Below are 12,338 nucleotides of genomic sequence, written 5' to 3'. Positions count from 1 at the left end.
GATCGCGGCGGTCGGCACAGGGGTGCATTCCGGTCCGTTCGCCGCTCGGCTAGAATTCTTCGGGTTAATGCTTGATAATTAAAATTAATCGTTATATATTAGTTACCCGATAACAAAATAGGACTAATCGGCAAACCCGGCGAAAGCCGGCGACGCAAAGCTACAGGGGCCTCACCAGAAATGGCGGCTAGCCAGTTGCAAACGTTTTTGCAGCCGGGTATTACTCGGCTGTTTGCGTGTCGTGCTGCGCGGTAGTGCCGATTGCGAAGACCATCGACGAAAGCGGTGCCGCCGTATGCGCAATGCAGCCGAACCGAACGGGCACGAGGAGCACTGGGACAAAACAAGAACGTTGTCGGCCGTCACCGCGACGGTGCTCATCCTTCTCCTCGCCGCCTTCTACGCTACGACGTTGCTCAATATGAGGGAAATCGGGCAGCAAATCGACCTGATCAAAGATCACCCTTATCCAGTTACGGTTGCCGCAGGTCAAGTCGAAACTTCGCTCGGTCAACTGCAAACGCTTGCCGAACGGCTTGCCTACGTGCGAACCGACCAGGCGATCGATAGCGTCGAGCGGTCGTTCGACGCAATCGACGGCGACCTATCCGAGAGGATCGCCTTCATTAAAGATCGGACGCTGACCGGCAGCGACTACGCCGATGAGCTGCGAAACGGCTATGACGAGCTGAGGGTGGCGCAGGCTGAGCTTTTATCCCTGTGCCGCGACGAGACGGTATCCGACGAAAGCATCGACGCTTTCGTCGAAAAGCGCATCGATCCCCTTATCGCTGATTTGCTCGGGTGGAACAACGCGGTTCTGGACGGCGCGTCAAGCATGTTCGATACGCTCTACGACGTCGTTGGCAGCGTTATCTTCAAGACCATCATGTCCGCGAGCATTATCATGGCAGCTGTGTTGGTGGCGTTGGGTATCTATCTTGCGGTGCTGCGGAGAAAGCGCCTGCTCCGCCTTAAGCTGCAGCGCAATCTCGAAGAGGCGCTCGCATCGGCCCAGGAGGCAAACGCCGCTAAAACGCAGTTCCTATCGAACATGTCACACGATATCCGCACGCCGCTCAATGCGATCATCGGACTCACGGCTATCGCAGGCACTCACCTCGAAGATCCGCTGAGGGTGAAGGAGTGTCTGGGGAAGATAACCGTATCGTCAAGGCATCTGCTCGGCCTCATCAACGACGTGCTCGATATGAGCATGATCGAGAACGGCCGCATTGCGCTCAACTGTGAAACGTTTTCGTTTCCCGAACTGGTAAACGGATTCGTCACGATCATTCAGCCGCAAGCGAAGGCGAAACAGCTTACGCTCGATGTAGTAGTCGGCAATGTAGACAAGGAAACCGTGATCGGCGATCCCATGCGGGTCAATCAAATACTGCTCAATCTGGTGGGCAATGCAATCAAATACACCCCGGCAGGGGGAACCGTGCGAGTGAAGATCGCCGAGCTTCCCACCGATGAAGAGGATAAGCTCACATTCAGGTTCGCTGTCGAAGACGACGGCATCGGCATGACACAGGAATTCGCCAACAAGATATTCGATCCGTTCGAACGCGAGAAAAACTCCATGACCAGCAGAGTCGAAGGTGCAGGTTTGGGGATGTCGATCACAAAGAACATCGTCGACATGATGGGTGGCACCATCGAAGTTGAAAGCAAGGTGGGAGTCGGTTCGAAATTCACTGTCGAGGTGCCGCTGATGGTTGCGAAGACGGATGACGAAGAGTTTGCACCCATCGATCTTGCCGAAGCGAGGGTGCTGCTCGTCGATGACGATCCGGATATCTGCGAAAGCACGCTCGACATGCTTGCGAGCATAGGCATCTCGGGTGATCAGGCGCTGTCGGGTGAAGAGGCGGTAGAGCTTGTCGTGGGAGCCCACCGTGCGGGCCGCGATTACCACACGATTATCGTCGACTGGGTCATGCCCGGCATGGATGGGGTTGAAACGGTGCGTCGCATCCGTGAAGCCATCGGCGACGAGACGCCCATCGTGTTGTTGAGCGCCTACGATTGGTCGGAAGTGGAAGAGGAGGCGCTTGAGGCGGGTGTGACGGCTTTCCTTTCGAAGCCGCTTTTCAAATCGAAGCTATACTTCGCCATGAAAAGCGTGTGCGGCGAAGGCGAGCCGATCGACTACATCATGGAGCACGAACAGGCTCCCGATTGCTCGGGCAAACGGGTTCTGCTTGTCGAAGATAACGAGCTCAATGTGGAAATTGCCCTGGAAGTGATCGGGAGAACAGGCGCAGAGGTGGACTGCGCATGGGACGGAGTCGAGGCAGTCGAGAAGGTTCGCGAGGCTCCAGTCGGATACTACCAGCTCATCTTCATGGACGTCCAGATGCCTCGCATGGACGGCCTGGAAGCTGCCCGCACGATCTGCGACGAGGCAAAACGGGACGGGCGTGCGAGACCGCCCATCGTTGCCATGTCGGCGAACGCTTTCACCGAAGACAGGCGCCAAGCGATGGAGGCGGGTATGGACGGCTACCTTACCAAGCCCATCGATTTTACTGAGGTAGAGCGCATCCTTAAGCGGGCGCTGCTCTAATCTGCGGTATCGGGAGCATGGCGAATCGTAAGCACGATCTTGCCATTTTTCCCGTGTTCGGTGACCGCCTCATGGGCTTTGCTGGCATCTTCGAGTGCGAAAGCCCGATCGACCACAACTTCCATACCGGTTTCCAGGGCCGCACCGAGCGCGTGCATGACCTGAGAGAGTTCAGCTTCACTCATGTTTGCGGCTCCCATGCCGAGCACGGAGGTGTCGGTGCGCATCGTTGCCCGGGGATCGAATTCGATTGTGCCGCGGCTTCCGACTACGACGATACGACCCCGATGGCCCGTCATCGAAAGGTCTTTCATAAGATTGATATGGGCGTTGGTTTCAAGGATCGCGTCGACTCCGCGGCCGTGGGTGGCCGCTACGATGTCGTCGATGTAGCCTTCCTCTCGATGGTTGAACGTGCGGTGGGCGCCAAGCCGGGCGACGAGGGCGAGGCCTTCCCTATCGCCTGCTGTGCCGAAAACAATCGCGCCGCGTCTGCGCGCGAGCTGCACCGCAAGCATGCCGACACCGCCGCTGGCTCCATGGACGAGTACGATCTCGCCGGGCTTTATGGCTGCCCGAACGAAGAGGGCATCACCTGCCGCAAGACCCGGGGTGCCGAGCCCTGCGCCCGCTTCGAACGAAAGAGCATCGGGAAGCGCCTGTACGGCCGACGCGTCGCATACGACGTATTCTGCGTAGGTGCCCGTGTTCCGCTTCGCAAGAGCGGCAGCGACGAATACGCGCTCGCCTTTTTCGAGCGATTCCACCCCCTCGCCGACGGCGTCGACAACGCCTGCGCCGTCGTTGCCGGGTGTGTAGGGCAGGGAAGGAAGTCCCGGATAGTCTCCCGACCTGATGTAGGTTTCCACGGGGTTCACCCCCGCTGCGAACAGCTTGATGCGCACCTCGCCTTGTTCGGGATGGGGGAGAGATATGCTTTGTTCAACCAAAACGGTTTCGTCGCCGAATTCAGAAACGACGATGGCTTTCATATCCATGCGAGCTCCTCGGGTCGTGAGCGGTGTTTTCTCGCCCGATGATAGCCGATCGGCGTCGACTGAACTTCGCTTGGGGATGCGTTGGCAAGGATCTGTTGCCGAACCATAAAGAACGGTTCGGTGAGTATTTGCTAGACAGCCAGTAGGTACGAACGGCGCGTTGCACGGGTATGATGCGGCGATTGGGATGTGGCAGATGTGTAACGCCGTATATGCCGAACGCGGCGCCTTCCGGCATATACGGTACAATGGCAAACGTGGCGGAGAGCCGGGGATTCGAACCCCGGACACGCTTGTGGCGTGTACTCGCTTAGCAGGCGAGCACCTTCGGCCTCTCGGTCAGCTCTCCGCGAAATAAAGGTGCGGTTTGCAATGATACCGTTTGGGCCATCATCTGGCAAGGAGGATGAACGTGCAAAACATGAGCCGTCCGCAAATGGGAGGAAGGATGTTTCCTGCCGTAGCTGCGGTGTTTGCGCTGTGTCTGTTCGCTGCTCTAGCGGTGATTTCGGTGGTGCCCGAGCAGGCTTTTGCGAAAAGCTATACGTGCCCGAAGGTCGATATAACCGCCAACGCGACCACCGACGGTTCGCTCGATGTCGTCGAACAGCGCACGTTCGATTTCGACGGCGATTTCACGGCGCTCTGGTGGACGTTCAGCGCTCTTCCGAGCGACGCCCATCTCAAAATCAACGGCGTGAGCCTTACCAAGCTCGGCGCAGACGGTATGCCTTCGGGTGAAACCGTTCAGCTTAAAGAGACTTCGTTCAATCTCGAATGGCGGGAGGCCGGCGGCCCCGGCACCGATGCGTACTCGGTCGACTCGCCTAAGAACAGCGTATACGTGTTCTTCAACGCGTCCGATGAAAAGATGGTGGTTACGCTCGATTACACGATCGTAAACGAGATACTAGCCTACCAGGACGTCGCCGATGTGTACTGGCAGTACGTGGGCGATCAGTGGGAAGTAGCCTCGGAAAACGTCACGATGACGCTTTATCTTCCGGTTCCAGCGGACGCATCGGTCGTGGCGGGGGAAACCGTGCGCGCATGGGGACACGGCCCGCTTGACGGCGTGGTGGAGATCAACGGCGACGGCTCGGTCGTCTACACCGTTCCCAAAGTGAACGCGGGCCAGTACGCCGAAGCGCGCGTGGCGTTTCCCACTGCGTGGCTTACGAATCTCGGCAGCGAACAATCAACCGCCACGCGCGACCAAAACGGTCTCGATACCATTCTCAAGGAAGAGCAATCGTGGTCCGATCAGGCGAACCGCATGCGTGTATTCTCTCTCGGTTTCGTTATTGCGTGCGGCATCGCGGCGGTGCTGCTCATCGCATGGGCGTTGCGTCTCTACTTCAAGTACGGACGCGAACATAAGCCTGAATTCACCGACGAGTATTGGCGCGATGTGCCTTCAAAGCAGGATCACCCGGTAGTGATGGCGCGTTTGTGGCGCTGGAATAAGGAGAGCAACGACGATCTCACGGCCACGCTCATGTACCTCTCGCATAAGGGTGCGATCCAGATCAACAAAGGAAGCTATGAGCAGCCGGCATCTTTCGGGCGCACGAAAATCGTCGAGGACTACTACCTGACGCGCGTTTCCGCCGTGGCTTCTACGCTTACTGATCCGATCGACACGGCGGCGATGGATCTTTTGTTCAACAAGGTGGCAGGCGGTGCTGATTCGCTGTGGTTCAGAACCATCGAACAGTACGGCAAAGATCACGCCGAGGAGTTCGTGGATGCTCTGAGCACCTGGCAAGGTATCGTGACAGCTGCTGTAAACAGGCGTGACTTCTTCGAAGCGAAGGGCGAGCGCTACCAGTGGATCATCCTCGGCGTTGCCATCGCATTCGGTGTGATAGGCGTCGGGCTTTCAATCGTGACGGGGAACTTCATCCCGCTCGTGTTCGTGGTACCCACGGTGATAGCGCTTCTGGTGATCGCCAACTACATGCCGCGCAGAAGCCAGGAAGGAAGCACGCTCGACGCGAAGTGCAAGGCGCTGCGTGCTTGGCTCAAAGACTTTTCGGCTCTCGACGAGCGCCCGCCCACCGATGTGAAGGTGTGGGGCGAATTCATGGTCTACGCGTTCATCTTCGGTATCGCGCGCGAGGTTATCAAGGCGCTTGAACTGAAGGTGCCCGAGCTGTTCCAGGACGACGGCATGATGTACTCGGCCGGATACGTGCCTTGGTGGTTCTGGTACAGCACATCGTACGGTGTTCATGGATCGGCCATGCCAGCCGCGAGCGATCTGTTCCAAGCGTCGCTTGCCAACACGGTGAACACCGCGCAAGCTGCAATGTCGGCCGCTCAGGGCAACTTCTCGAGCGGCGGCGGTTTCGGCGGCGGCTTCTCGGGCGGCGGCGGAGGCGGTTTCGGCGGCGGAGGCGGCGGCGCGAGATAAGGCTTCGACGTGCGTTCGGGAGCCGATGCGCCGGCGTCGTCGCGCGCCGTGCTGAGTCGTGTCAATCTCGGTTTAGCGGCGTAGGTGACAGGCGCAGGTTCCCCCACCTGAAGTTCTGCACTTTATGTCAATATATTACATAATTCGTTTACGTACGGTATACTCATCATCTGCTACGGTTTGAGTGGCATTATCAAACCAGCTTGCATACAATTCCAGGCGATCAGCCTGCTAGAGGTGAGTTGAGGTTATATATGACACATGCAACCGAAGGGCGCGTGTCGAGGGCTTTGCTCGGCATGATGCTCTGTTTTTCTGTGCTGGCGGGAGGTATGGCGTTATCCGTGCAGCCGGCTTACGCCGATGTCGATGCAGCTTCCAGCTCCGGCGCCCTTGCTGTAAAAGAGCTCCAGGCAAGCGAGCTCATGAGTTCCATCGATGCGCTGCAGACGCAGCTGAATGAAGCCAACGACGAGTACGATCGCGCTACCGAAGAATACGAAAGGGCCACTGCGGCAGCCGAAGCCGCAACCACTCGCCTCGAAGAGGCGAACAAGGAAGTCGAAGCACTCCAGGAAAAGCTTTCGGAATGCGCAGCGGGCATGTACAAGAGCGGAGGCACGCTTTCTTTTCTCAACGTGCTGCTCGGCGCGGAGTCGTTCGACGATTTCATTACTATGTGGGATTCGTGCGAGAAGATTACCGCAAACGAAGCCGAACTCGTGCAAGAGAGCAAGGATGCGCGTGCTCGGGCGGAAAAAGCCGAGGCAACGCTTTCGGCGGAAAAAACGAAGGCAGAAGAAGAGGCCGTTGCCGCGAAAGCCGCCCGCGACGAGATAGAGGCAGCAAAAGAAGAGCTCGATGGGCAGCTTGCAAGCGTGAACGAAGAGCTCGTGATGATGAAAGCGACCGAAGAGACGGAGCGCCTTGCAGCAGAAGAGGCGGTGCGCCGTTTGCAGGAGGCCGATAACATCGGCGGCTCGCTCGGCACGATAGCGGGATGGACGCATCCGTGCCCGTCAGGCCCTGCAGTGACGAACGAATTCGGCTGGGCTGGTGCGTGGGACGGTGAATACCATAACGGCATCGATCTCGGCGCTTCGGAAGGTACCCCCATCGTAGCCGCCGCGTCGGGCACCGTGAGCTATGTCGGTGATTACGGAAGCGGCGGAAAGGCCGTGAAAATCAACCATGGCAGCGGGCTCGTGACCATCTACATGCACATGAGCAGTCAGGCGGCTTCGATAGGGCAGCAGGTTTCGGCCGGCGATGTGATCGGATACGTGGGGTCTACTGGCTATTCTACAGGTCCTCATCTGCATTTTCAGGTTGAATACAACGGCACTCCCGTCAATCCGCGGCTCTTTGTGAAATTCTAGTCTCTGCGCTGTTTGCGAAGCGTACTGAGGGCTTGCATCTCATCCGAAATAACTTCGCGAGGGGTCTTCAAAAAAATAGTCAATGGCATAGTATGGGCTTCGCCCCGATTAACCGCATGGTCAATCGGGGCGAATAGACGGGTTCGCGCGGAAGCTGCGAGCGCACGCGACGAGGATGTGCCATGGACGACCGCTATGAAAAATTTGAAAGCTTGTCCGAAGAGCGTCAGGAGGCGATCGTCAATGCCGCTGTCGAGGCGTTCGGCAAAAGCGAGTACAAAGGCGCTTCGACTGAGGAAATAGCACGCAAGGCGGGTATCTCGAAGGGTCTTTTGTTCTTTTACTTCAAAAACAAGAAAGAGCTCTACGTCTATCTGATCGAGCGGCTCACAGATATGATGACCAAGCTTGTTGTTGATGAAGCGTTCTACGAGATCGACGATTTCTTCGAGCTGCTCGCCTACGCTGCGAACAGCAAGCGCGCGGTGCTCGAAAAAATACCCCATGTGCTCGATTTCTCCATCAGGGCATACTACCCCGAACACAAAGACATCAAAGACACGATGGACGATTGGACGCAGCGCCAGATCGACTACATGTTCAAAACGTACTTCAAAAACGTACGGTTCGACAAGTTCAAAGACGAGGTCGATCCGAAATACGTGCTCAACATGCTGATCTGGATGGCCGACGGCTACATGCACCAGCGGCGCAGCCAGCGCAGACCGGTGGATATCGACGATTTGATGGACGAACTCAACCGATGGTGCGAAATGTTTCGGCTCTATGCCTACAAGGAGGAATACCTATGAGTGCGGTACTGGAGTTACGGAGGCTCACGAAAGATTACGGCGGCGGGCGCGGCGTGTTCGACGTCTCGTTTGCGGTTGAGGAAGGCGAGGTGTTCGGATTCCTCGGGCCGAACGGGGCTGGCAAAACAGTTACCATGCGCAATCTTATGGGATTCGTGCGGCCCGATGCGGGCAACGCCACAATCAAGGGGATGGATTGCTTTAACGACCGCGCGTGCATCCAAGACAGGCTTGGGTATCTTCCAGGAGAAATCGCGATTATGGACGATATGACGGGGCGTGCCTTCCTCGAGTTCATGGCACGCATGAAACGGCTCGAAGATCGTTCGCGCGCACGTGAGCTCATCGAGATGTTCGAGCTTGATCCGTCAGCCAGGATTCGCAAGATGTCGAAGGGCACAAAGCAAAAGGTGGGGCTTGTGTGCGCGTTCATGACGCGGCCTGCCATCATCCTGCTCGACGAGCCCACAAGCGGGCTCGATCCGCTCATGCAAAACCGTTTCATCGACCTCGTGCTTGCCGAGAAGAAGCGGGGTGCAACGATCATGCTTTCATCGCATCTGTTCGAAGAGGTGGAGCGCACGTGCGACCGTGTTGCATTCATCCGTGCGGGGAAGATCGCTGCCGTAGAGCGTATGGACGATGTGCGCGCCTCGCGCAAGCGCGTGCTTGCGATCACGTTCTCGAACGAAACCGAACTCGCGCACTACCGTGCGGCGCACCCCGAGGCGAGGCAGGTGGGGCAGGCGCTCGAAACGACGGTTGCGGGCGACATGGATGGGTTTGTGAAGGATCTCGCAGGGTACGGAGTCGCCGACCTGACTGCGCGCGAGCAAACGCTCGAAGAGCTGTTCTTGCACCTGTACGGCATCGGGGAACAAGACGGTGCGGCGTCGGGCGAGCGTTGCCTCGAGAGGGCTACGGTCGAAGGTATCGTTACGGCGGCCGCGGGGCGCCCCGGGCAGTCGGCGGGTGAGGGGCGCTTTGCACAACCGGCCCCCCGCGAAGAAGGGAATGGCCATGAATAGGACGCTTTTTGCCAAGGAGGTCAGGGCGAACCTGTTCGTGTTCGTCGTCATAACTGCGTTGCTGGCCATGTACGTTGCCGTCATCGTGAGCATGTTCGATCCCGAACTGGGAAAGAGCCTCGATATGATGATGGAAAGCATGCCCGAGCTGTTCGCAGCGTTCGGTATGGCAACGCAGGGTTCGACGATGATCGAATTCCTGCTGAACTATCTCTACGGCTTTTTGCTCGTACTGTTTCCGCTTGTGCTTATTCTCATCATGGTCAACAAGCTCGTGGTGCGCTATCTCGATCGCGGTACGATGTCGTATCTGCTGGCGACGCCCAACAGCCGCGCGAAGATCATCCTCACGTTAGCGGGCGTGCTCGTAGCATTGCTCGCCGTGCTCATGGTGGTCGTGGCGGCACTTGAGATCGGATCTTCAGAAGCGCTGTTCCCCGGGGAGCTCGATAGGGCGGGGCTCATGCAGGCCAACGCAGGTTTGTTCGGATTGTGGCTCTTCATGGCGGGTCTCTGCTTCCTCTCGGCTTGTGCGTTCTCGAATGCCTCCGTCGCGCTGTGGGCGGGAGGCGGCGTGTGCATCCTTGCGTATCTGCTGCAGGCGGTATCGCAGGTAGGCGAGAAGCTCGAATTCTTGAAGTACGCCACGCCCCTGACGCTGTTCGACTCGTACGGTCTTGCGGCAGGGGAAGCTTCGGCGATCGCGGGCGCGGTGAGCTTGGGCGCGATGGGCGTCGTGTTCTTCGGGGTCGGCATCGTCGTCTTCTGCAAGCGCGATCTGTCGATTTAGGGTTCGGCTCGCCGTGCGCGGACGGCGTACGCTCGGATGCGTTCGATCGCTCGATTTTGCCGTGGATTGGGCATCGTGCATGCATTCGTGCAGCCGCCCCGTTATAATGCCGCTCTATGAGTAGTTCGGAGAACAGAAACAACGGGGTGTCCCCTCAAGGTAAGCGCGCGGTGCCGAGCTTTGTGTACAAGCTCATGATCGTGGCGGCTACCGTCATCTGGGGCTTGAGCTTCGTCGTCATGAAAGACGCAGTCGATGTGGTGCCGCCCGCATACCTGATCGGCATGCGCTTTTTCGCGTGCGGCATTATTCTTTGCGCTATCTTCTTTAAGCGGATGCGCGCGAACTTCGATCGCGCCCACATCGTGAACGGCTGTGTGCTCGGCCTGCTTATCTTCCTCGCGTTTTGGGTGCAGACGATCGGGCTTACCGATACCACACCGGGTAAAAACGCGTTTCTCACGGCAACGTATTGCGTGCTCGTTCCGTTCATCTGGTGGTTTACGGCTCGCAAGCGTCCGACGGCGTACAATATCGTCGCTGCGGTGCTGTGCGTGGCAGGCGTCGGGCTCGTCTCGCTGCAGGGGTCGCTTGCCATGCGCTTCGGCGATTACATGACGCTTCTGTGCGCGGTGCTGTTCGCCGTTCATATCGTGTATGTGGCGAAGGTATCGAAGGGTCGCGATATTCTCACGCTCACGGTGTGGCAGTTCTTGTTCGGGGGCGCATGCGGATTCGCGGTCGGCGGTGCGTTCGAGGTGTTTCCGCCCGTTGAGGCTCTCGCCGATCCGGCGTTTCTGTTCAACATGGCCTACCTCGTCGTCTTCGCTTCGTGCGTGGCTCTCGTGTTCCAAAACGTCGCGCTTGCGCACGTGCCACCTGCGCAGGGCTCGTTGCTTTTGAGCCTCGAATCCGTGTTCGGCGTGCTCTTCTCCGTTTTGCTCTACGGCGAAGAGCTCACGCTCAAGCTCGCGGTCGGGTTCGTGCTGATCTTTGCAGGCATCGTGTTGAGCGAGACGTTTCCGCTCAAGCGTAAAGGGTGCGGCAGCGAAACCGTCGGCGACATCGATGTGGTGCTCGAGCGCGAGTTGCAAGAGGCGTAAACACCGTTCGCGAAGGCCTGGGCCCTAACGAGCGAGCCCGTCTGCGTTTCATCCCCTTTACGAATCGCCGGTAAGGACGCTTCCCCTGCTATAATCTCACTGCTCCGATGGATGCTGCCCACTGCAGAACAGCACAGTCGCTGCCAAACATCCGACAGCGAAAACGCGCATCCGATCGATCGAAGGGATAACCATGGCAGAAGAAAGAAAAGACAACATCATTTTGATCGGCATGCCGGGTGCCGGCAAATCGACGCTCGGCATCGTGCTCGCGAAGATCCTCAATTACGATTTCATGGATGCCGACCTGGTCATCCAGAACCAGTGCGACAAGACGCTGCAAAAGCTTATCGACGCTTGCGGCCCCGAGGGCTTCATCGAAGTGGAGAATCAGATCCTCCAAGACATTGAAGCCACGAAGACCATCATCGCAACCGGGGGTTCGGCTGTGTACTCCGATGAGGCCATGAAGCACCTCTCATCGATCGGGCGCGTGGTCTATTTGCAGATATCGTTCGAGGAGCTCGTAAACCGCCTGCATGATCTGCAGGAGCGTGGTGTTGTGCTCAAGGGGGGCATTACCATGAGCCTGCGCGATCTGTACGACGAGCGAAAGCCGCTGTACGAACGGTATGCCGATATCACCGTCAATGTAGACCATCTGTCCATCACCGCTGCGGCGCGCAAAGTTGCCGACGCGCTCAAGTAGCATTCCCTTGAACAAGTCCGACGATGCCCGTAGCATGGGCGGTTCGCTCGGGCAATCCGCATGAAGGAGGCCGCCTGTGTCCGATGCAATCGAAACCGCTCCCGTCAAACCGACCATCACGATCGACGATCTCGATAAGATCGATGTGCGCGTAGGGCGCATCGTGCAGGTCGAAGACGTTGAGAAGTCGAACAAGCTCATCAAGATGACGGTCGATTTCGGGGGCTTCACCCGAACAATCCTCTCGGGCATGAAAGAGGAACGTGAAGATCCGAAGGCGGAGCTGACGGGAAAACAGGCGCTGTTCGTGGTGAACCTCGCTCCGCGTAAGATGGCTGGGGAGGTGTCGGAGGGCATGATCTACGATATCGGCTATGAAGACGGTATCCTACCCGCGCTCGCTGTCCCCGAGCGCGAGGTCCCCGATGGCGTGCGGCTGGGGTAGGCTACGAGGCCAAAGCCCCTGCCTGCTCGTAGAGTCCCCGAACCATTCCATGGTGTCCTGACCGCACTGGACAGCAATCACCC

10 protein-coding genes, 1 tRNA gene and 1 riboswitch are annotated in these 12,338 nt (G+C 58.0%); of the genes, 9 read left to right on the top strand and 2 right to left on the bottom strand.

What is annotated here, in order from left to right:
- The first annotated feature begins 119 nt into the window (after window positions 1-119).
- Window positions 120-203, top strand: a riboswitch (cyclic di-GMP riboswitch).
- Between the two features lie 92 nt (window positions 204-295).
- Window positions 296-2,575, top strand: a complete 2,280-nt coding sequence (locus FJE54_RS02870) for a response regulator (protein WP_139651246.1) — start codon at window positions 296-298, stop codon at window positions 2,573-2,575.
- On the opposite strand, the gene FJE54_RS02865 is transcribed toward FJE54_RS02870, so the two are convergent.
- Both FJE54_RS02865 and FJE54_RS02860 read right to left on the bottom strand, forming a co-directional pair.
- Window positions 2,572-3,573, bottom strand: a complete 1,002-nt coding sequence (locus FJE54_RS02865; protein WP_255467190.1) for an NADPH:quinone reductase — start codon at window positions 3,571-3,573, stop codon at window positions 2,572-2,574. The two genes, FJE54_RS02870 and FJE54_RS02865, sit on opposite strands and share 4 nt — an antisense overlap.
- Window positions 3,574-3,831: 258 nt before the next feature.
- Window positions 3,832-3,922: transfer RNA gene (locus FJE54_RS02860), tRNA-Ser, on the bottom strand.
- A 72-nt stretch (window positions 3,923-3,994) separates the two neighbouring features.
- Between FJE54_RS02860 and FJE54_RS02855 the strand changes: the two genes are divergently transcribed.
- The 8 genes from FJE54_RS02855 (at window position 3,995) to FJE54_RS02820 (ending at window position 12,255) form a co-directional block, all read left to right on the top strand.
- Window positions 3,995-5,989 carry a DUF2207 domain-containing protein gene (locus tag FJE54_RS02855; protein WP_255467285.1) on the top strand — a complete coding sequence of 665 codons (1,995 nt, stop codon included), beginning with the start codon at window positions 3,995-3,997 and terminating at the stop codon, window positions 5,987-5,989.
- Window positions 5,990-6,243: 254 nt separating this feature from the next.
- The gene (locus tag FJE54_RS02850; RefSeq protein WP_139651244.1) at window positions 6,244-7,368 is read left to right on the top strand and encodes a murein hydrolase activator EnvC family protein; all 1,125 of its coding nucleotides are present in this window, start codon (window positions 6,244-6,246) and stop codon (window positions 7,366-7,368) included.
- Between the two features lie 182 nt (window positions 7,369-7,550).
- Window positions 7,551-8,180: a TetR/AcrR family transcriptional regulator gene (locus FJE54_RS02845; protein ID WP_139651243.1), complete on the top strand. Its 630-nt coding sequence runs from the start codon at window positions 7,551-7,553 to the stop codon at window positions 8,178-8,180.
- Window positions 8,177-9,208 carry an ABC transporter ATP-binding protein gene (locus FJE54_RS02840; protein WP_139651242.1) on the top strand — a complete coding sequence of 344 codons (1,032 nt, stop codon included), beginning with the start codon at window positions 8,177-8,179 and terminating at the stop codon, window positions 9,206-9,208. Before FJE54_RS02845 ends, FJE54_RS02840 begins: the two co-directional genes overlap by 4 nt.
- Window positions 9,201-9,998: an ABC transporter permease subunit gene (locus tag FJE54_RS02835; protein ID WP_139651241.1), complete on the top strand. Its 798-nt coding sequence runs from the start codon at window positions 9,201-9,203 to the stop codon at window positions 9,996-9,998. Before FJE54_RS02840 ends, FJE54_RS02835 begins: the two co-directional genes overlap by 8 nt.
- Window positions 9,999-10,168: 170 nt before the next feature.
- Window positions 10,169-11,101, top strand: coding sequence for a DMT family transporter (locus tag FJE54_RS02830; protein WP_255467189.1), 933 nt, complete (start codon window positions 10,169-10,171; stop codon window positions 11,099-11,101).
- 193 nt (window positions 11,102-11,294) lie between these two features.
- On the top strand, window positions 11,295-11,810 hold the full coding sequence (locus FJE54_RS02825) for a shikimate kinase (protein WP_139651240.1): 516 nt from the start codon (window positions 11,295-11,297) through the stop codon (window positions 11,808-11,810).
- A 76-nt stretch (window positions 11,811-11,886) separates the two neighbouring features.
- Entirely contained in the window at window positions 11,887-12,255 is a 369-nt protein-coding gene (locus FJE54_RS02820; RefSeq protein WP_255467188.1) for a tRNA-binding protein, read from the top strand.
- Window positions 12,256-12,338: the final 83 nt, after the last annotated feature.

The organism is Raoultibacter phocaeensis (assembly GCF_901411515.1).
Lineage (GTDB): Bacteria > Actinomycetota > Coriobacteriia > Coriobacteriales > Eggerthellaceae > Raoultibacter > Raoultibacter phocaeensis.
Note: the sequence above shows the minus strand (reverse complement) of the source record. Positions and strands in the feature narration are given on the sequence as shown.

Bases quoted from the DNA above. Each gene is read 5' to 3' on its own strand.
- FJE54_RS02865 (WP_255467190.1), bottom strand. From the start codon at position 3,573: ATGGATATGAAAGCCATCGTCGTTTCTGAATTCGGCGACGAAACCGTT.
- FJE54_RS02850 (WP_139651244.1), top strand. From the start codon at position 6,244: ATGACACATGCAACCGAAGGGCGCGTGTCGAGGGCTTTGCTCGGCATG.
- FJE54_RS02855 (WP_255467285.1), top strand. From the start codon at position 3,995: ATGAGCCGTCCGCAAATGGGAGGAAGGATGTTTCCTGCCGTAGCTGCG.
- FJE54_RS02825 (WP_139651240.1), top strand. From the start codon at position 11,295: ATGGCAGAAGAAAGAAAAGACAACATCATTTTGATCGGCATGCCGGGT.
- FJE54_RS02870 (WP_139651246.1), top strand. From the start codon at position 296: ATGCGCAATGCAGCCGAACCGAACGGGCACGAGGAGCACTGGGACAAA.
- FJE54_RS02845 (WP_139651243.1), top strand. From the start codon at position 7,551: ATGGACGACCGCTATGAAAAATTTGAAAGCTTGTCCGAAGAGCGTCAG.
- FJE54_RS02835 (WP_139651241.1), top strand. From the start codon at position 9,201: ATGAATAGGACGCTTTTTGCCAAGGAGGTCAGGGCGAACCTGTTCGTG.
- FJE54_RS02840 (WP_139651242.1), top strand. From the start codon at position 8,177: ATGAGTGCGGTACTGGAGTTACGGAGGCTCACGAAAGATTACGGCGGC.